The sequence below is a fragment of the Bacillus sp. T3 genome (assembly GCF_033449965.1).
GTDB lineage: Bacteria > Bacillota > Bacilli > Bacillales > Cytobacillaceae > Bacillus_BU.
The window spans coordinates 4349523-4370243 of record NZ_CP137761.1 but is presented as its reverse complement, the minus strand read 5'-3'; the positions used below and the strand labels follow the sequence as shown (position 1 = coordinate 4370243).

Genomic DNA, 20721 nt, shown 5'->3' with positions numbered 1-20721 from the left:
AAATCATAATCGAGGAACAATATAAAAAATTGCGTAACTCTATTAAATGGATGTTACGCAATTTTTTCGCCAAAGGAGGGTGAAAAATGGATTTTAGGTTCGATATCATCGGAGAATATGCTCCTTTCTTTGTACAAGGAACACTTCTTACAATAGGTTTTTCATTAGCAGGTATTTTGATCGGGACCGTTTTAGGGTTGGTGATTGGTTTAGGGAAAATGATGAGAAATAAAATTCTTGCTTTTCCGTTCGATGTTTATATTACATTTTTCCGTGGAACGCCATTATTCGTACAAATTCTATTAATACACTTTGGGGTTGTGCCAATATTTACAGGAGAAACAAATGCCGTAATTGCAGCCATTTTGGCTTTATCACTTAATTCGGCAGCCTATATCTCTGAGATTTTTCGCGCGGGTATTCAATCGATTGATAACGGACAAATGGAAGCTGCACGCTCACTTGGGATGAATCATGTTCAAGCGATGCGTTATGTCATTTTGCCACAAGCGGTTAAGCGTATGATTCCGCCTCTTGGCAATGAATTTGTCACACTAATTAAAGAATCTTCCTTAGCTGCTGTAATTGCTGCTCCTGAGTTAATGTATTGGGGTCGAGCGATGGCAGGTCAGTATTACCGTGTTTGGGAGCCGTATTTAATGGCTGCATTGATTTATTTAGTTCTTACCATGTCATTAACAGCCATACTTAATCTCGTTGAAAGAAGGATGAAAACAGAATGATTAAGGTGGAAAAATTAAAAAAATCATTTGGAAATAATGAAGTTTTAAAGGAAATTAATGCTAATATTAAGGAAAAAGAAGTAGTAGTGGTTATTGGCCCTTCTGGGTCAGGTAAATCAACTTTCCTAAGATGTATCAATTTGCTTGAGAGTATCAGTGGCGGTCATATTTATATCGAAGGTATTGATCTAGCTGATAAAAAAACGGATATTAATAAGATTCGGACTGAAGTTGGGATGGTTTTTCAACAATTTAATCTGTTCCCACACAAAAGTGTTATTGATAATATCACTCTTTCACCAATCAAGGTTCGTAAAATGTCAAAAGAGCAGGCTGAGATTAAAGGGATGGAGCTTCTCCGTAAAGTAGGGTTAGAGGATAAGGCGAATGCTTTTCCGGAATTCCCTCTCAGGTGGTCAAAAACAGCGGGTTGCGATTGCGCGTGCGTTAGCAATGGAACCGAAAATTATGTTGTTTGATGAGCCAACCTCTGCGCTTGATCCAGAAATGGTTGGAGAGGTGCTTGAGGTTATGAAGCAGCTTGCTAAAGAAGGCATGACAATGGTGGTTGTGACGCACGAAATGGGCTTTGCTCGTGAAGTGGGTGACCGTGTTATCTTTATGGACGGTGGATATATCGTCGAAGAAAATATTCCAAGTGAACTGTTTGAAAACCCACAGCAAGAGAGAACAAAGGCGTTTTTAAGCAAGGTGTTATAAGTCTTATTTATAATTTATTATATTAATGAACATTGTTGATTTTTGAGCACTCTGTTGATTGAAGCGGAAGGTGCGAGACTCCTGCGGGAGTAGGTGTCGCGGGAGACCCCACAGGCGCTTTAGCGCCGAGGAGGCTCCAGGACTCCCCGCGGAAAGGGAGCACCTGGAGCGGAAATCAACAGGACACGTACAAAAAACATATTGTTAATGTTTCAATACTGATGAATTGTCAGGTCCAAGGGAAATTGAGTTTGATCATGATTAGAATACAAACTTAGGCAAGGCAAATACCCACAGAATGCTCGTGGGTATTTGCTGTTTCCTTTAAATTTGGAGTGATAGCATTGAAAACATTCGAAAATGGAAGAAAAATCGATGCTGGTGAACAATGCAAAATGATACTAAAAGCTTTCAAACAACAGTTGATCCCTCACATAGACCATCTACATCATCAAACACCTCCAAGACAAAAGGTGATTCTGTTTCTCTCCATTGGAAACAAGAAACAAAGAGCGCTTGTTTTTTCAGGAACAGGAAATCAGTTTGAGACATCCTGGAAAAGTGCCGCAAACAAAGCGACCAAATACTGTAAATCCCACAAAACCATTCCGCAATGGATCAAAGCAGATTTCGTGACGGCACATGAAGAACTTTCGATTATCGATTTCATTAAAAAAATCACGAAAACTAGAATGAACTACTTTCGATACGGTATTGCGTTAGATAAAGACTTTAATTTGGCTTTTATAGAACAAGAGGTAAATGCAAACGCATTCATTCTATTTGATAAAGAGCACAATCGGGCATACTTAAGTGAAAACAATATGAATGCCTATTGTCAAAACTATCGTTCTATGAAAGGAACCATTAATTTTAATGCCATACAAAGCATAACGTTATTTACGACAATTGGTTTCTTTTATGATGGAGAGTTAATTGAGCTTGATGAGGCCTTTCTTAACAATGGGCGACGAAAAATTGAGAACCTATCCAGTCATAATGTGTTAGAGCTTGTGCAAAGGTCGTCTGCATTTCTGGCGAATCAAGTTCAGGAAAACGGGAAATATATTTATGGTTATTTCCCATGCTTTAATAAAAAGATTAATTTTTATAATATTTTGCGACATGCGAGCTCGACCTATTCGCTTATCGAAGCCTATGAACTAACCCACGCCGAAGAATTGATACAGCCAATTAAACGAGCACTCTCCTATTTAAAAGCAGAAGCCATTGCTGCTTATGTAATAAATGGGGAGATGGTTGCTTATGTTCTAGAAAAATCAAGTGATTCTGAGATTAAACTAGGAGCAAATGCCGCTGCGATTCTTGCTTTTTCAAAGTATACGAAGGTATTTAATGATCAAACATATATGCCGCTTATGGAACAACTTGCAAACGGAATTAAATTCATGCAGAACGATACAACAGGTCAGTTCGTACATATCTTAAATTCGGATTTAACGATAAAAGAAGCATTTAGAATTATTTATTATGATGGAGAAGCAGCATTTGCTTTAATGAGACTATATGATCTCGATCGAAATCCAAAGTGGCTTGAGATCGTCGAAAAGGCCTTTACCTATTTCATTGAAAATAATTATTGGAAGCATCATGACCATTGGCTCAGCTATTGTACCAATGAGCTCACTGCTTACCAACCGCTTGATAAATATTTCCAATTCGGTTTGGAGAATGTCGAGTACAAATTGGACTTCATGCTAGAAAGAGAAACGACCTATCCAACCTTTTTGGAATTAACAATGGCTGCCCATAAAATGATTCATAGAATCAAAGAATTAAAAAAAGAAGAGCTCCTTGTAAACTTTGATGAAGATAAACTATTAAAGGTTATCCATCACAGAGCTCATTATCAGTTAAATGGATTTTTCTTTCCAGAAGTTGCGATGTATTTTGAACATCCGGAAAAAATTTTGGATGGATTCTTTATCCGCCACCATTCCTTCCGCTGTCGGATTGATGATGTAGAGCATAATATTTCTGGTTATTGCAGCTATTATAAGGATGTTCTCTGTCAATAACATAAAAGTGGTTTTACTATTTTATTACCATAAGCTGGTTAATAGTGCATTTGGAACAAATTTACCATTATAATAGAATTTGGATATCTTCATTCTATCAAATACAGCCAGGAGGATTGAAATGAGAATTTTAGTTGTCGGTGCAGGTGCAGTAGGTGGCTATTTTGGTGGCCGTTTAGTAGAAAAAGGTGAGGATGTTACATTTCTAGTCAGAACGAAACGAAAGCAACAGCTTGAACAACAGGGTCTTATAATTGAAAGTGTAAATGGAAATGTTAAAGTACAACCGAAGCTGATCATTGCAGGGGAAGAAGCTGCTCCATATGATGTGATTCTCCTGTCGACAAAAGCCTATCATTTAGATGCGGCAATCGGCAGTATTGCACCGTATGTTGGCGAAAATACAATGATACTACCACTATTAAACGGGATTTTACATGTTGAAAAATTAATCGAAGCCTTCGGTACAGATAAAGTATTAGGCGGATTGTGTTTCATTGAGTCTACATTAGATTCTCAAGGTAGGGTGCTGCAAGCGAGTCCAGCTCATACTCTCATGTTTGGTGAACGAAATGGAGAGAAGTCGAATAGAATTGAAAGATTAGCAGAAAGCTTTCACGGTGCAAAGGCGAATTTCTACTTAAGCCAAAAGATCAATCAGGAAATGTGGCATAAATATTTGTTTATTGCTGCATGCTCTGGAGTAACCACCTTGCTACGTTCACCAATGGGGCCGATTCGTGAGGAACCAATGGGAGCAGAAATCATGACCAAGCTTGTAGATGAAATTGCTACAGTTATGAAGGAAATGAACGCCCCTATTTCCGAGAACGCTGCCGAAGAACAGTTGAAAAAACTTAATGCTATTGGCGCAGGTATGAAATCTTCAATGCAAAGAGATATGGAAAAAGGGCTTCAGATTGAGGCGGATCACTTACAAGGTTACCTGATCCAGAAAGCAAAAGAGCTAGGTATCTCCGTACCAGTGCTAGAGGTCGTTTATGCCAACCAAAAGGTGTATGAAAGACAGCAAACATTATAAATGATCCAAAAGGACGTTCGAATAGAGCGTTCTTTTTTAATCCTCAAAAATCTAAATACTCCCTACCGAAATTTGTCTATTTGTCCTGTCGAATGTTAGGTTACGAATTTTCTAAAAAATCTAATTATTTATTGTACAATGAAATTATGCTGTCAATTGAACGGCCAGAGGAAACTCTACAATTGTACATAGAAGGGGAGCTAGCGGATAATGCTTTCAAATATTAGAATACTAGACTTTACAAACTATATACCAGGTCCATTTGCCTCACTAAGACTATCGGAGCTTGGAGCCGAAGTGATAAAAATTGAATCGTTAGCTGGAGATTTAGCTCGGACAACGGAGGTCACTGACAACCATAAAGAGGGTTCGGTTTTTCGTGCGATGAACCGTGGCAAAAAAAGTGTAGCCGTAAATTTAAAAACACCTGAAGGACTAATGGCTATTCGGGATCTCATCAAACAGGCTGATGTGTTGATGGAAAGCTTTCGTCCAGGAGTAATGGACAAGCTTGGTCTTGGATACGATGCAGTGAAACAAATTAAGCCAGACATTGTGTATTGCTCGATTACGGGCTATGGTCAACGAGGCGAATTAAGCAAATTAGGAAGTCATGACATAAATTATCTTTCGCTTAGCGGTGTACTTTCGCAATTGAAAGACCAAGCTGGAGTTCCAACCCTTCCTACGATAACCTTTGCTGATTATTTTGGTTCTTTTGCCGCAAATGAGAGAATTTTGGCAGGGATAATGGCTAAGGAACGTACAGGTAAGGGGAGCTATCATTCGATTTCGATTACGGATGTGATGACCTCGCTGATGGGGATTCATGCGATTGTGGAGGCAGAAACAGGCTATAAACACGGCTTACCTGTCCTGAATGGTACGGTCATTTCCTATACAATCTATCAAACGAAGGATAAGCGGTTTGTAAGTCTTGGAGCACTTGAACCAAAGTTTTGGCAAAACTTCTGTCAAGCCGTTAATAGGCAGGACTGGATCAGTGCCCACTATAGTTCAGTTGATGAAGGGAATGTTATTTATCAGGAAGTGAAAGCGCTCTTTTTAGAATCAACATTACAGGAGTGGACAGAATTCAGTCAAAGTGTAGATTGCTGTTTAACGCCTATCTTGGAGGTGGACCAAATTAAGGATTCTGCAAAGCATCTTGTTTATCAAGCCAGGTGGGGAGATCCGCAAATTAAAATGCACGGTGATCTGGATGAAGTGCAGCAGACACCACCGCCAAACCTTGGAGAGCATACGGTTGATATTTTATCAGAGCTTTTACAAACCTCCAGCACGCTTGTTCAGCAGTGGCAGGAGAAAGGTATTTTAAAAAGCGAGATTAGTAAATTATTGAAATAGACTGGTAGAATTATTCAACTAGAAAAAAACAATGGTAGTTGACAAAAAAGCTGTCGGAGGTTTGTTCTCCGACAGTTTTTTATATATAAAGGAACTCTATGTTGTTCAACTCCAGTGTTTCGGCTAAACTATATTATTGTGATATATGTTTTTTTTGGAGAGATAACGATGGATAAACAAATGACTCATACGTATGAAATAATGGATCTATGCCTTTTGGCTGGTAAAATCATGCTTCAAAGCGGAGCGGAAACATACCGCGTTGAGGACACAATGATGCGGATTGCCCAAGCATTAGGGGTTAAAGAAACACATAGCTATGTGACACCTACAGGAATTTTCTTTTCTGCTGAAGGAAACGAGCCCATGAAAACGAGGTTAATTAGAATTATTGACCGTTCAACTGATTTAACGAAGGTAACGATGGTCAATAGTATTTCAAGGCAAATTAGCAGTGGGGAAATTAGTTTAGATGAAGCTTTCATCAGGTTAAAGGAAATTGAAGCAACCGACCGTTCCTTCTCATTTTTTACGAAAATGCTTGCTGCGGCAGTTGCTAGCGGTTGTTTTTTAATTATGTTTAGTGGTGGCTGGTCAGATTTTATTCCAGCAGTCATTTCAGGTGGAATGGGTTATTTTAGTGTGGTGTATCTTCATAAAGTTGTACCGATAAAATTTTTCTCGGAGTTTTCTGCCGCTTTTGTTATCGGATTAATTGCTTTCTTTTTAGTAAAATTAGGGTTTGGAACAGAGCTGGATAAAATCATTATTGGATCTGTGATGCCGTTAGTGCCAGGGTTGCTTCTCACCAATGCGGTTCGTGATTTAATGGCAGGCCATTTAGTTTCTGGACTATCAAAAGGAGCAGAAGCCTTATTAACTGCGTTTGCAATTGGCTCAGGTATTGCAGTAGTGCTCTCGTTTTTATAATTTGTTTGGTTATCGATTAATTTTTGTGTATTCCTAAGCAAGGATAGAAAGGAAATTAGAAAATGATGATTGTTGAGCAGCTCATCACTAGTTTTATCTCAACTGCAGCCTTTGGCATACTGTTTAACGTTCCAAAGAACACGTTAATCAAATGTGGATTGGTTGGGATGTTAGGTTGGCTCATTTATATTCTACTCGCAAATAATGGAGTGAATATCGTAATGGCAACTTTAGTTGCATCGTTTTTTGTGGCCGTGATAAGTCAGGTGTTCGCAAGGCGCTTCAGAAGTCCGGTTATCATTTTTAGCGTTTCGGGGATTATTCCGCTAGTTCCTGGTGGAATGGCCTATGATGCAATGAGACATTTTGTGGAAAATGACTACAGTTCAGCGATTAACTTAGCAGCTAAGTCAACGATGTTATCTGGTGCGATTGCCATGGGACTGATTTTTTCTGAAGTTGTGAATCAAACAATTAGAACAACGAGACTTGGTTCAAAAAGAATGTTTTAATCGATAGGAATATAGAAAAAAGGCACTCTCAATCGTTGAGAATGCCTTTTTATATGAATTCATTTATTTTGGAAATCGTGATTCCAGCTTCGCTTAATGCGATTGAAATCATTTTAGCAAACTGAAGCGCATGCTCTCCATCGCCGTGGATACATATTGTTTGGGCGTTAATGGAGATGTTCGTACCATCTACTGAAATTACTTTCCCCTGCTTTACCATACGAACGACCTGTTGGATAGCTGCTTCATGTCCCACAACTAAAGCATTGGGGTGGCTTCGGGGGGTTAGTGTACCGTCCATCTGGTAGGTTCGATCAGAAAAAACCTCGCTTGCTGTACGAAGTCCGATTTTCTTCCCTGCATTTATGAGTTGACTGCTGGCTAATCCAAACAAAATCAGTTCCGGATTTACTTTGTATATTGCTTCGGCAATCGCTGCTGCTAGTGCGTCATCTTTCGCAGCCATGTTGTAAAGAGCCCCATGTGGCTTTACATGTTGAAGCTTTCCACCTTCTGATTGAACGAAAGCATTTAATGCACCGATTTGATAGACAATCAGATCATATACTTCTTGTGGTGTAATCGCGATATTGCGTCTGCCAAACCCGACAAGATCTTGAAAGCCTGGATGTGCCCCGATTCCAACATTCTGCGCCAATGCCATCCTAACGGTCTCCCTCATCGTTGAAGGGTCTCCTGCGTGAAAACCACAAGCAATATTGGCTGAACTAATGTATTTTAAGAGCTCTTCATCATTACCCATTTTATAAGATCCAAATCCTTCTCCCATATCACAATTTAAGTCGACTCTATGCATTCTTGCCTCTCCTTATCGATATTTCAATTTTATCCCAAGCTTTAATTGTTGTATTTGCCTTTCTCTTTGAATAAACAATCGCTGTGCATCTGAATGTGTAATTTCCGAGAACTGAAGTGTATCGCCTGGTTTTGCTTGTGCTAGCAACGGTAAATCTATAGAAGCGATTTGTGCAATTTTAGGATAACCGCCAATCGTTTGTCGGTCTGCAAGCAAGACAATCGGATTTCCATCAGCAGGAACCTGAATGGTTCCGAAGCATACGGCTTCAGAAATTAATTCTATCGGTTGTGCAAGTGCTAAGCATGGTCCTTTTAAGCGATAACCCATGCGGTCAGATTGTGGTGTTATGACAAAAGGTTTCGAAAATAGGGAGACTTGGCTCTGTTGATTAAACAAGTGGTATTGTCTGCCTTTCATAACTCGTACTGTAGGGTTTTCGCTGTATTTCGGAATGATCCTTTTCGAAATGGACCAGTTTCCTTCTATATACTGCCTTGTTGAGTTTTTCTGCTGAAAGAATGCCATGATTTTGGTGGATTGATCACTAAGAGAGCAAAAGGAAAGTCGATCACCTTTCTTTAATGCTCGCCCATATAATCCACCAATTTTTGCCCGAAAGTAGGTGGATTTGCTTTTCATCACAATCGGCACATCGAGTCCACCTGCTACAGCGAGATATGCTCGACATCCATGACGGTATGAACCAAATTTGAGGATGCTTCCTTTTCTAACAAAAATCGGGCGCCAGCATTGAAGCTGCTCACCGCCTATTTCTGGGGATAAATCACCGCCACAGATTGAAATAAGCGAGTCCTGGAGGAATTCAATAGTTGGTCCTAATAGAGTGATTTCAAGCGTTGGTTCATTTTCATTATTTCCGATCAAAATATTAGCGACTCGATGGGCGAGCTGGTCCATCGCCCCGCTTGTGATGATCCCATATTTTTGAAAGCCGAAACGACCAATATCCTGTATGCTCGTGGAAAGACCCGGTTTTAATATGTTCATCACTGATGATCATCCTCCCAATGGATGAATTGTTTGTAGCTGATAGGAATAAATTTAATTCGGTCTCCCGCATTCAAAAGACTGGGACTTGATTCATTTGGTTTGAACAGGGCAAGAGGTGTTTGCCCTATTAACTGCCAACCTCCTGGTGTATCAATCGGATAGATACCAGTTTGTCCTCCAGGCAATTCCAACAGACCCGGCAGGAATACTGATTCGCGGTGTGCTTTTTCTTGGTGTGAAAATTTTATCTGACATACCGCCTAAATACGGGAAACCAGGGGCAAACCCAATCATATAAACGATATAGTCAGATTTTGAATGAATATCAATCACTTCATCAACAGAGAGATTGTTGTATGTTGCAACATGCTCTAAATCTGGGCCGAGTTCTCCCCGTAACAAACTGGGATGGTAATGGTTCGAGGTTCGCCTAGCTCAAATAATTTTATTTTTTGTATTAATGTATGCACTTGATTGGCTACAAAATGATAGGGTCTGGAATGGGCCTCTGTTATCTTTACTATTTTTATAGGGTCATAATAAAGAGTAATGGTGGTAAAGGCAGGAACGATCTCAACCATCCAAGGGAAAGGTTCGTTTTCTAAATAGGAGCAAATCGTTTGAATATGTAATAGCCGCTCTTCTGAAATAATATGACCAAAATCAATTATCAAGGCATATTCATTCAGCTCTTGTAGGGTATACTCCATTTCGACTCCTCCTTACTGATAAGAGTATAACATGCAGGTTGCTCAAAAATTCTAATAATTTCAAAATACACTAAGCCTGATGTATCTTTATACTGATAAATTTAATGGCTTAATTTGTAGAAAAATGTAGAATTTTTGTTCACAGCTTATTCATATTTAGTACTATATGAATGTGAAAAAACTGTGAAAAGCATTGTCTTCGGTATGTTGAAATAGTATATTGAAAACGTAGAGGGAATAAGCAAAAAAATACACCTCAAGACATACATCACATGAATGTATTATCGTATGGTTACAGCTTTTGAACATACATCAGAACATCTTCTAGATTACAACAAGATTCAGCTAGAAGCATCATTGAAACATCAAGAAAAAGAATATGAACAACTAGAACTCAACTAGTTACAGCATGATTTCTGCAACATGAGTCAACGAAGAATCATCAGTGACATCAAAGTTTTATCACAACATACAACTAATGTGCATCAAGACACGACAAGGATCAACATGGAAAACATCAGATTAATCAGCAATGGTTATTCATGATTCCCGTTCTACTTCTACTAAAAATGATATTACAGCATAGTTTATACATCAAAAAACAAGCAAGGGAGCTAAGACTTCCTTGCTTGTTTTTTTATACAATTGCTGCCTTTGATTTAGGCTTTTTAAATTTGTCTGTTGATTTCCGCTCCAGGTGCTCCCTTTCCGCGGGGGAGTTCGGGAGCCTCCTCGGCGCTATGCGCCTGTGGGGTCTCCCGTAACACCTTCTCCCGCAGGAGTCTCGCACCTTCCGCTCCAATCAACCGATTGATATAACATTTACACTGTTCTTTAATCCAGCCAAGATTTAAGAAATATTTAAGATTCTATTTAGAAGGCATTTAGAACTGTTGGTTATTCTGTTGATGTGAACAAAATTCAGGTTAGGAGGAGAGGTAGATGAACAAGAAGACTCTTGGGGTAATCGGATTAAGCGGAGCGATTTTGTTAGGGAGTGTTTATTCCATTTCAGCCAACACATCAGGCTACGAGCTTTATAAATCAGCATTAAAACAAACCCATCAAGCAGATAGTGCAACAATGGCCTTGAGCGTTAAGCTAGAGGACAATGAACAATCATTGTTCTCGATGAATTCCTTATACAAAGGGGATATGAAGCAAGGAGTTAGTACGATTTCAACGGAAATGGCCAACACAGAAGAATCAAGCGCGATGAATCTGTACAAGCAAGATGGTGCTTGGTATGTGACGAAAGAGGGCACAGATTTATTCTATAAAATGGACGCAAAAAATCCACATAGTGAACAAAGCCTTGAGCTTCAAGATGACGTAGAAAATTTGATTGATGTATTAACCAAAAATCTTCAGCAACAAATTACGGTAGATGAAGCGAAAAATGGCGCAACAACAGTTGAATTAGACCTTACTGGTAAAGAAATCCCATTAGCCGCTAATGCGCTTAGTTCACTAATGATTAAGCATTCTGTGATGCTACAGGACCGTACAGAAGCATCAGAAACAAATTTTCACATCACACCAACGATCCCAGAATTGGATCATGACATTACCGTTAAACAAATTAATTTGACCGCTACTATTACAAAAGAAGATCGAATCGCACAACAAACAGTTAAAGCGGTTGTTTCGGGTAAAGATAAGCAAGGGAAGGAACATAATTTAGTATTGAACTTCAAGCTTGAAGTGAAAGACTACAATCAAACAACTGTTTCGAAAGTAGAAATTCCGACTGACAAAGTAGAAGAAATGGACGTAAGCCACGGCGGTCACGGAATGTAGATTAGTAGAATGAATGAAAATAATGGAAATTAGGGGGTGATGACTTGGAAAAAACGGTCCAAATAACAGGATTATCCAAGCAATATAGCAGTGGAAGAGGAATCAAAACAATCGAATTAACCGTCAATCAAGGTGATGTTTTAGGAATTCTTGGTCCAAATGGTGCTGGAAAAACAACATTATTAAAATGCATGACAGGACTGATCAGGCCAGACCAAGGAAAGATTGAGCTATTTGGTCGAGATCTTGAACACCAATATAAACAGGCTATTCGTTCTGTCGGTGCCTTTATTGGTAACGGGATGTCCTATGAAAACATGACAGCTTATCAAAATTTAAATATGGCATTGCGTTATTATCCAGAGGTGCCAAAAACAAAAATTGATGAGGTATTAGAGCTAACCGGATTACATCCTTATAAATATGATAAGGTTTCTTCTTTCTCGATGGGAATGAAGCAGAGATTTGGGATTGCATTAGCATTGATCTCGAATCCACGCTTAGTCATTTTAGATGAGCCAACGAATGGACTAGATATAGACGGGCTGCTGCTGTTTCGAAAAACGATTGAACAGCTTGCGATTCATTCTGATGTTACCTTTCTTATTTCAAGTCATCACATTTCTGAAATGGAACGACTTTGCAACCGTTTCGCCTTTTTAATTAATGGTGAGCTTTCATATTCAAAGCTTCAGGGTGAATCATTAGAAGCTGCTTATATTAAGAAAGTGGAGGAGAGTTCACATGCAATCAGTGTCAGCTAATCTTTATAACGAACTTGAAAAGCTGTTGGTGAAGCGGGTGACGAAGCTATTCCTTTTCTTAGCGATCGTATTGCCGGTAGTCATTAAGCTATTGGTTGACACCATGTTATTAACTGATTGGATGGCGCTTCCTTCCCTAAATGTTAACTACATGATTCTTGATTTGCTAGTGAAGCTCATTTTACCATTATTTTGTTTTATGGCTGCAGCAGAGCTGTTTACCGGTGAAGGGGAAAGAGGAACACTGTTACTGGTGCGGCCAATTAATCGAATGGAGCAATTTTTGTCAAAAACAGCTGCTATTGGAGTCTTTATTATTATTCAATTAGTATTAAGCTGGTTATCTGTTACGATCAGCAGTGTGGTAGTTGATAATAGCTTCCAATATGGTGATATTGGTTTAGGTTTCGTCGCGTTTCTCGTATCTTGGCTTCCTTTATTTGTTTTAACTGCATTTGCCGTTTTATTTGCTCTCTTAGTACGTTCAAGTACAATCGCGATGTCGGGGTTAATATTAATTTATGTAGGTATGCTCGTTTTACCGTATTTATTCCCTAATTTACTGTATTTGTTCCCAGCTTCTTATTTGGATTGGTATATGCAATGGATTGGAGATATTTCGATCCGTTGGGCGATGCAAACATTCATTTATTTATTCTCTGCGACCGTATTGTTTTTAGCATCTGCCTATTATATGTTTAATAAAAAAGAAGCGTAAGAGAGTGGTGTATTTCCGATGTCGATTAAGCTTAGACTCATCCTTTCAAATCTTGCGATGATCATTGTGCCGATTATTTTATTTGCGATTGCTGGGGGAATCCTATCGATTGTCTTTCTCGGTGATATTAAGGAAGTGACTTATCTGTTACCAGAAAGTCATAGCAGTGATAAGACATTACAGCAGGATTCACTTATCTTTTTCGAACTAAAAGAAAAATCGGTCCGCAATCCAGAACAGTTGCAAGAAGATGAATATTTAAATGAGGTAGACAATCGACTGGCAGCTTTTCATGCAGGGCTTATTATACGAAAAGACAGTGAAATTCTATATTCTTCAACAAATCTTTCCGAAATCAAAAAGGCGGACTTGCCGAATTTCGGAACGACGAATTTGATGCGAAACCTAGAAAAGGTTGGAGATAGAACCTTTGCGATCAAACAACATGATTACTACGATAAAGATGGTGGCAAAATTTCTATATTTGTGATGAAGGATGCAAGTCCGTGGAATCATTTTGTTAAAACCTTTTTTCCGATTCTAATCGGATTATGTCTAGTCATTTTGGTCGCAACCAATGGTCTTTTGACATATTTCGTTTCAAAGAGCATCATTCAGCCGATTAATCGCTTAAAGACTGCAGCTCAATCAATAAAAGAAGGGAATATGGACCATTCGATTCAAGCAACTAAGAATGATGAAATTGGACAATTAACCCTGTCTTTTGAGGAAATGCGGATAAAGTTAAATGAAGCCTTTGCGATTCAAAAGCAATATGAGGAGAACCGGAAAGAGTTAATCGCCCACATATCACACGATTTAAAGACACCGATTACCTCTATTAAAGGCTATGTAGAAGGACTTCGTGATGGGATTGCCAATACACCAGAAAAACAAGAGCGTTATATTCAAACGATTTATTCGAAATCGATTGACCTGGATCATTTAATTGACGAACTCTTTCTTTATTCGAAGCTTGATTTGGGCAAGGTTCCATTTGAGTTTGAGGAAATCGATTTGTACCACTATTTAGCTGATTTTATTGAAGAATTAAGTTTTGATTTGGAGGAAAAGGGCGTTCAAATTTCGTTCCAGTCGGAAAAAGGCAGCGACTATCGTGCGCCGATTGACCCTGAAAAATTAAAACGTGTCCTTGCAAATATTGTCGCTAATAGTGTGAAATATATGGATAAAGATGTGAAAGAACTGCAATTCATATTGAACTCTAAAGAGGAACAGGTTGAAATAATGGTAGTCGATAATGGCCCGGGAATTGAGGAGGAGTCATTACCGTTCATTTTTGACCAATTTTATCGTGCGGACCAGTCGCGAAGTAAATTAACGGGCGGAAGTGGGCTTGGCCTATCGATCGCTAGGATGATTGTCGAAGAACATGACGGGACGATTCGTGCTGAAAGCTCCCTTAATATTGGCACAACCATAACCATTACTCTTCCAACTAAATCGAAGAAACAGCAGGTGATAGCATGAAGAAGATCTTAATCATTGAGGATGAAAAAAGCATTGCCGAATTAGAACGTGATTATTTAGAAATCAATGGCTTTGATACGGAAATGGTATTAACCGGTGACGAAGGGCTTCGGTTAGCGCTTACCGGTGATTATGATTTGATTTTACTTGATGTCATGCTGCCGAACATTGATGGTTTTGAAATATGTAAAAGGGTCCGCAGTGTTAAGGATATTCCGATTATTTTGGTGACAGCGAAGAAGGAAGAGATTGATAAAATCCGAGGTTTGGGTCTCGGTGCCGATGATTACTTAGTCAAGCCGTTTAGTCCAAACGAAATGGTGGCTCGCGTTAAAGCGCACCTTTCGCGTTATGAACGGTTAATGATGAGACAAAAGCCGGAGACACATGAAATCTATATTCGTGGGCTCATTATTGATAGTTCAGCAAGACGAGTCTTTGTTAACAATCAAGAGGTCGTTTTTACAACAAAGGAATTTGATGTATTAACTTTTTTAGCTGCCCATCCAAACCAGGTTTTTAGTAAGGATCACTTGTTTGAACGAATCTGGGGATTTGATAGTGCTGGCGATGTCTCAACCGTGACGGTTCATATTCGCAAGATCCGTGAAAAAATAGAACACGATCCGTCCAATCCCGATTATATTGAAACGGTATGGGGTGCGGGCTATCGTTTTAAAGATTATTAGGAGGAAAATATAATATGATTCATGCTCATTTAACAGCTATGGTTTTAGCCTTAGTTTTATTTTTTATTGTCATCAGCCTTCAATCACAAGGGAAAAAGACGAAAGTTTTGCAAATGGTATTAAGGACTTCTTACGTATTAATTATTATCACCGGTTTGATGATGTTCTTCTCGCTCTATAACATTACGTTTTTATATATTTTAAAGGCAGTAGCTGGGGTGGCTGTGATTGGTTTATTTGAAATGATCATTGCCTGGAAGGAAAAAGGAAAAGATACTGGTCCATTTTGGATTGCCCTTGCTGTTGTATTTGCAGCAGTGGTTTTGTTAGGGATGATGCTTCCGCTAGGAATGAAATACCTATAAGTCTAAAACCAACGAGTTGTGAAAAACTTGTTGGTTTTTATTTTTAATGAGGTCATTGTGTAGGTGGTGATTGAGAAAATCAAGATATTTTGAAAAACCTGCCAAAAGCGATATGATGAATTGTGACATACTCGTTAGAATGGCGAAATATCTTGTTTTTTTAAAAGGTGGAGTCAACGGAGGTATTTTAATGAAAAAGCTATTATCTTTCTTAAAACCATATAAAGTTTCCGTAGCGGTTGCGCTTTTTTTTATGCTATTCGAACTTGTTGTAGAGCTGCTTATGCCTTATTTTATGGTTAAAATCATTGATGATGGCATCCTACAAAAGGATTTGGTAATCATCAAGACTTGGGGAGCGATTATGGTAGGAATCTCATTGCTTTCGTTTACATCCGGGGTACTGAATTCCTTTTTTGCGGCTCATGCTGGACAAAGTTTTGGCTTTGATATTCGAAAAAGCTTATTTGAGAAGGTTCAATCATTATCGTTTGCTGAGTTTCAACGTTTTCCTGCATCTTCTCTCATCACAAGATTAACGAATGATGTTACGCAAATCCAAAATACGGTATTTATGAGCTTGCGCATCATGATGCGGGCTCCGCTCTTTGTAGTTGGTGGATTGGTGATGGCTGTCATCGTTAATGTTAAACTCTCCCTGATTATGATTGCAGTGGTTCCCTTTCTAATTTTATTTTTAAGATGGGCGTTCAACAAGGCGGGGAAATTGTTCCGCTCCTCCCAAGCGAAGCTTGATCAAGTTAATAGTGTTATGCGTGAAAATCTTGCAGGCATGAGATTAATCAAAGTGCTACTTCGAGGTCCTCATGAAACGACGCGGTTTGAGCAGGCAAACAAGGAGCTAATGGCGCGCACTGTTTCTGCGCTCAGGCTGATTGATTTTTCGATGCCTTTTTTATTGTTGGTGATCAATATTAGTATCCTCGGTGTTTTATGGTTTGGGAGTACGCAAGTAGCTTCAGGGGATGCGAAGGTCGGAGAGATTGTTGCGGTAGTCAATTATGGTACGAGGATTGCCGCAGCGCTGTCGATGTTTTCTATGATTATTCTTGTTTTTTCAAAAGCAAAAGCTTCGGGACAACGGATTCTTGAGGTTCTGAATTCTGGTAAAGGTGAGGAAAGCAGGCAGGTTAACGTAATGAATTCTGTTCGTCCATTCGCCGGAAAAGTAGAATTTGATTGTGTTTCTTTTCGGTATCCAGGGACGGATTCATTTGTGTTGAATGATCTATCCTTTGTGGCGGAAGCGGGTTCGACCGTTGCAATGTTAGGTGCAACAGGCTCAGGCAAAACGTCATTGTTTCAACTAATCCCGAGATTGTATGAAGCAAATGCTGGAGCAATTTACATAGATGATCAAGATATCGGTTCACTGAATCCGGAGTTTTTACGAAAGCAAATTGGCTTTGTTCCACAGGAGTCATTGCTTTTTACAGGCACAATCAAAGATAATCTTGCTTGGGGCAAGGAGGATGCATCGATGGATGAGATAATCGAAGCAACCAAGGCTGCCCAGATTTACGATACGATTGAAAAACTCCCTAAACAATTTGAGACAGTAATTGGGCAAAAGGGTGTCAATCTCTCTGGAGGTCAAAAGCAACGAATGGCAATCGCCCGTGCTTTAATCCGAAAACCTAAAATCCTTTTGTTTGATGATAGTACAAGTGCGCTTGATATGAAAACGGAAGCAAGATTACTTGATGCGATCAAGGGCTACACTTGCACAACCTTTATTATTACGCAAAAAATAAGTACGGCAATGGGGGCAGACATCATTCTGCTACTAGATGATGGAAAGCTGTTAGCACAAGGAGACCATTCTACATTATTAGTGGAATCCGCTCTTTATCAGCAAATTTATCAATCTCAATTTGGGAAGGAACAGTGGAAGAGGGCTTAGTTTGAAGTCTTGTTGTGTGAGCTGAGTATGTTTAGATTAGGGCGAATAGAGGTGAGAAGAATGTTTGAAGAGTTTAAGAAACCATTTCAATATCCGCGTCGGAAGGTTTCGAGAGAAATCGATAATGTAGGGGATAATGTGAGCGGTCAAAGTGGGAGTACGGGTGGTATGAATCATGCTCATATGGGCAACCGTCGAAAGGGAGCGAAGCCCAATGATTGGTTCAATACGGTTAAACGGCTTTGGTCTTATTTATCACGTAAAAAGGGATTGTTTGTCCTTGTTTTGTTATTAGTCATCGTTTCAACGGGCCTCGGTCTTTTAGGTCCGATTTTAGTAGGGAAAGCTGTCGACGGTTACATTGTTGCTAATAAAACTGACGGGCTGGGGTGGTTATTAATCTCGTTAATTTTTGTTTATATTTTTTATGCTGCATCAAGCTTTCTTCAAAACTACTGGATGATTGGGATTGCTCAAAAAACAGTCTATACGCTCCGTGTGGATTTATTCAAACAACTGCACTGTCTGCCGATTTATTATTTTGATAAGAGACAGCATGGAGAAATTATGAGTAGAGTGACCAATGATATTGAAAATGTTAGCTCCACTTTAAACAGTTCTGTCATTCAAATCTCAACGAGTGTATTGATGTTGATTGGTTCGATTACCGTTATGGTTTGGCTTAGTCCACTATTGACGCTGTTTACCTTGCTTGTTGTACCCTTGATGTTTGCGGGGATGAAATGGATTACGAACCGAACGGGTCAATCGTTTAAGCAACAGCAAAGAAATTTAGGTGAGCTAAACGGTTTTATCGAGGAGACTATTTCCGGCCAGCGAATCGTTAAGACCTTTTCACAAGAGCGTAAGGTAATTGAAGAATTCATGCTTCGAAATGAGAAATTAAAGGTGTCGGGATTCTGGGCGCAAACTATTTCTGGTTTTATCCCGAAGCTGATGCATGTATTAAATAACTTAAGCTTTGCGATTATTGCGGGAGTAGGTGGTGTGCTCGCTTTAAAAGGGATGATTACGATTGGTGTAATTGTTGTATTTACCGAATACGCAAGGCAATTCACTCGTCCGTTGAATGATTTGGCCAATCAATTTAACACGCTATTATCTGCTATTGCTGGCGCTGAGCGGGTTTTTGAAATTTTAGATGAGAAGAAGGAGACGGATGATGAAAAGACGAGTTCGGTCGAAGTGTCGACCATTAAGGGCGATGTTTTGTTCCAGAATGTTACTTTCTCCTACGAAAAAGAAAGCGACACTGTTTCCGACATTAGTTTTCATGCTCAACCAGGCGAGATGGTTGCGTTAGTAGGTCCAACTGGGGCTGGAAAAACAACCATTCTTAATTTGCTTGCTCGCTTTTATGATTATGATGGTGGGAATTTATTAATTGATGGGAATGAGTTGAAGGAAATTAAGCGCGCAAGTTTGCGGAGCCAATTGGGGTTTGTGCTCCAGGATTCCGTATTGTTCGAAGCCTCCATACGTGAGAATATTCGCTACGGGCGTTTAGAAGCGAGTGATGTGGAGGTTGAGCAAGCTGCACGGCTGGCCAACGCTCATTCGTTTATTATGAAACTTCCGGATGGTTATGATACGATTCTAAAACAAGATGGAGGCGGAATCAGCCAGGGGCAGAAACAGCTACTATCGATTGCGCGAGCCATTTTGGTTGATCCTGCGATCTTAATTTTAGACGAGGCTACAAGTAATATAGATACGATTACGGAATTAAAGATTCAAGAGGCGTTGTCTCGCTTAATGAAGGGACGAACAAGCTTTGTGATAGCCCACCGGCTGAATACGGTGCAAAAAGCTGATCAGATACTAGTGCTCGACCAGGGGACACTTGTGGAAAAGGGAAATCATGAGTCGCTCCTTGAGTTGAGAGGGTTTTATTATGGATTATACGAAAGTCAGCTGAAGGGAGAAAAGGCGCTTTGACCCAGGGTGTGGGGGATGGGCGCCCTTCTTTCTATTCCTTATCCTTCATCATCGTTTGCTGGGCCATTTTGACCATTTCGCGAACCATACTTCCACCGATTTTTCCGCCGACTTTACCAGCTTGTCTTGTTGTCAAATCTCCGTTATAACCGTGCTTTAGTGGAACGCCTGTCTCTTTTGCTACCTCGTACTTTACATTATCCGGATTGGTTTCATTATTTAGCCGAGCCTTCAATTGATCGAGTCCAGCTCTTGCCTCAGGAATAAGAATTTTATTTCTTCTCCTTGCCATCATAACAACCTCCTTTTGAATATAGTTTGTCCAAACGCATGATTGTTATGGGGAAATAATCAAAAGAAAAACCCGACCATCGTCAATGATAGGCGGGTTTTATTGCTAATTCATAGTCGTGCAACTCGTTCGTAGATCTCTTTTAAATTCTTGTAGCCTTCTTTTTGTAGTTTTTCCATATAGAGGCACCAAAGCTGTGCAGTTAGTTTAGCGTCACCAAGTGCGTGGTGGCGGGCAATGACCGGGATTCCGTTGTGTGTACAAAAATCATCTAAGCGAATTAGTTTTTCGGTTGGTTCTGCAACACGATAAAGGAAGGAGGTATCAACGATTCGATGCTTAAAGTTCGTTCGAAAGAGCTTCCAGCTAGCGTGTTGGATAAAGCTTTTTTCGTGAGCGGCATGATGGGCAACAAGGGTGTCGTCTTTTACATATTTAAAGAACTTGAGGAGAACTTCAGAAAGTGGTGGTGCATCCTTCAAATCTGGGTTAGTAATCCCGGTGAGCTTCACAATCTTTTCGGGAAGAGTTTTTTCGTAGCGGACGAGGGAATAAAATTTGTCAGCTTCTTGGATGACATTTCCGCAGACTCTAATCGCGCCAATTGAAATAATGGCATCACCTTGGTCGGGGTAGAAGCCAGTTGTTTCAATATCGAATATTACAACATTTAATTTTTCTAAAGGAATTTTTAATTTATCCTCCGATGTAATTTCCCGTTGTAACTGCCGCATATAGGCGATTTGTTGTGCATTTTGTCCTTGGGCCCCACCAAAGACGCCTTGAATCCCTCTTAAAATGTGATTAAACGGTTCAAATGCCAT

General features: G+C 39.6%; 19 protein-coding genes and 2 pseudogenes. 15 read left to right on the top strand and 6 right to left on the bottom strand.

All coding sequences use genetic code 11. The features are described 5' to 3' along the window. Positions 1-86: 86 nt before the first annotated feature. The 7 genes and pseudogenes from RGF10_RS22420 (at position 87) to RGF10_RS22385 (ending at position 7354) form a co-directional block, all read left to right on the top strand. On the top strand, positions 87-743 hold the full coding sequence (locus tag RGF10_RS22420) for an amino acid ABC transporter permease (RefSeq protein WP_318505901.1): 657 nt from the start codon (positions 87-89) through the stop codon (positions 741-743). Beyond that, positions 740-1463 (top strand): annotated as a pseudogene (locus tag RGF10_RS22415) (amino acid ABC transporter ATP-binding protein). The gene RGF10_RS22420 and the pseudogene RGF10_RS22415 overlap by 4 nt, the downstream one beginning before the upstream one ends. 344 nt (positions 1464-1807) lie before the next feature. Beyond that, a complete protein-coding gene (locus RGF10_RS22405; protein WP_318505896.1) occupies positions 1808-3502 on the top strand; it encodes a hypothetical protein in 1695 nt (564 codons plus the stop codon). Positions 3503-3623: 121 nt separating this feature from the next. Further along, positions 3624-4544: a 2-dehydropantoate 2-reductase gene (panE, locus tag RGF10_RS22400; RefSeq protein ID WP_318505895.1), complete on the top strand. Its 921-nt coding sequence runs from the start codon at positions 3624-3626 to the stop codon at positions 4542-4544. Positions 4545-4754: 210 nt separating this feature from the next. Then, the gene (locus RGF10_RS22395) at positions 4755-5912 is read left to right on the top strand and encodes a CaiB/BaiF CoA transferase family protein (RefSeq protein ID WP_318505893.1); all 1158 of its coding nucleotides are present in this window, start codon (positions 4755-4757) and stop codon (positions 5910-5912) included. A gap of 168 nt (positions 5913-6080) precedes the next feature. After that, a complete protein-coding gene (locus tag RGF10_RS22390) occupies positions 6081-6842 on the top strand; it encodes a threonine/serine exporter family protein (RefSeq protein ID WP_318505891.1) in 762 nt (253 codons plus the stop codon). A 62-nt stretch (positions 6843-6904) separates the two neighbouring features. Further along, positions 6905-7354, top strand: a complete 450-nt coding sequence (locus RGF10_RS22385; RefSeq protein WP_318505890.1) for a threonine/serine exporter family protein — start codon at positions 6905-6907, stop codon at positions 7352-7354. Between the two features lie 49 nt (positions 7355-7403). On the opposite strand, the gene RGF10_RS22380 is transcribed toward RGF10_RS22385, so the two are convergent. The 4 genes and pseudogenes from RGF10_RS22380 to pxpB form a co-directional block, all read right to left on the bottom strand. Then, positions 7404-8171, bottom strand: a complete 768-nt coding sequence (locus tag RGF10_RS22380) for a LamB/YcsF family protein (RefSeq protein WP_318505888.1) — start codon at positions 8169-8171, stop codon at positions 7404-7406. Positions 8172-8183: 12 nt separating this feature from the next. After that, on the bottom strand, positions 8184-9182 hold the full coding sequence (locus RGF10_RS22375) for a 5-oxoprolinase subunit C family protein (RefSeq protein WP_318509650.1): 999 nt from the start codon (positions 9180-9182) through the stop codon (positions 8184-8186). Next, positions 9182-9370 carry a carboxyltransferase domain-containing protein gene (locus RGF10_RS22370; RefSeq protein WP_318505887.1) on the bottom strand — a complete coding sequence of 63 codons (189 nt, stop codon included), beginning with the start codon at positions 9368-9370 and terminating at the stop codon, positions 9182-9184. The genes RGF10_RS22375 and RGF10_RS22370 overlap by 1 nt, the downstream gene beginning before the upstream one ends. Continuing rightward, positions 9336-9895 (bottom strand): annotated as a pseudogene (gene pxpB, locus RGF10_RS22365) (5-oxoprolinase subunit PxpB). Before pxpB ends, RGF10_RS22370 begins: the two are co-directional and overlap by 35 nt. A 942-nt stretch (positions 9896-10837) precedes the next feature. Between pxpB and RGF10_RS22360 the strand changes: the two are divergent. From RGF10_RS22360 to RGF10_RS22325, 8 genes are all read left to right on the top strand, one after another. Continuing rightward, positions 10838-11695 (top strand): hypothetical protein, encoded by an 858-nt coding sequence (locus RGF10_RS22360; protein ID WP_318505885.1) that lies wholly within the window; start codon positions 10838-10840, stop codon positions 11693-11695. Positions 11696-11739: 44 nt separating this feature from the next. Beyond that, positions 11740-12459: an ABC transporter ATP-binding protein gene (locus RGF10_RS22355; protein ID WP_318505883.1), complete on the top strand. Its 720-nt coding sequence runs from the start codon at positions 11740-11742 to the stop codon at positions 12457-12459. Next, entirely contained in the window at positions 12440-13177 is a 738-nt protein-coding gene (locus tag RGF10_RS22350) for an ABC transporter permease (protein WP_318505881.1), read from the top strand. The genes RGF10_RS22355 and RGF10_RS22350 overlap by 20 nt, the downstream gene beginning before the upstream one ends. 18 nt (positions 13178-13195) lie before the next feature. Continuing rightward, positions 13196-14668, top strand: a complete 1473-nt coding sequence (locus RGF10_RS22345; protein WP_318505879.1) for a sensor histidine kinase — start codon at positions 13196-13198, stop codon at positions 14666-14668. Beyond that, positions 14665-15357, top strand: coding sequence for a response regulator transcription factor (locus RGF10_RS22340; protein WP_318505877.1), 693 nt, complete (start codon positions 14665-14667; stop codon positions 15355-15357). The genes RGF10_RS22345 and RGF10_RS22340 overlap by 4 nt, the downstream gene beginning before the upstream one ends. 14 nt (positions 15358-15371) lie before the next feature. After that, positions 15372-15722 carry a DUF1516 family protein gene (locus tag RGF10_RS22335; RefSeq protein ID WP_318505875.1) on the top strand — a complete coding sequence of 117 codons (351 nt, stop codon included), beginning with the start codon at positions 15372-15374 and terminating at the stop codon, positions 15720-15722. Between the two features lie 190 nt (positions 15723-15912). Beyond that, on the top strand, positions 15913-17646 hold the full coding sequence (locus RGF10_RS22330; protein WP_318505874.1) for an ABC transporter ATP-binding protein: 1734 nt from the start codon (positions 15913-15915) through the stop codon (positions 17644-17646). Positions 17647-17706: 60 nt separating this feature from the next. Further along, positions 17707-19605 carry an ABC transporter ATP-binding protein gene (locus RGF10_RS22325; protein WP_318505872.1) on the top strand — a complete coding sequence of 633 codons (1899 nt, stop codon included), beginning with the start codon at positions 17707-17709 and terminating at the stop codon, positions 19603-19605. Between the two features lie 31 nt (positions 19606-19636). Here RGF10_RS22325 and RGF10_RS22320 read toward each other — a convergent pair whose 3' ends face one another. Both RGF10_RS22320 and RGF10_RS22315 read right to left on the bottom strand, forming a co-directional pair. Next, the gene (locus RGF10_RS22320; protein WP_318509648.1) at positions 19637-19897 is read right to left on the bottom strand and encodes an alpha/beta-type small acid-soluble spore protein; all 261 of its coding nucleotides are present in this window, start codon (positions 19895-19897) and stop codon (positions 19637-19639) included. A gap of 110 nt (positions 19898-20007) precedes the next feature. Next, the gene (locus RGF10_RS22315) at positions 20008-20721 is read right to left on the bottom strand and encodes an exonuclease domain-containing protein (RefSeq protein ID WP_318505871.1); all 714 of its coding nucleotides are present in this window, start codon (positions 20719-20721) and stop codon (positions 20008-20010) included.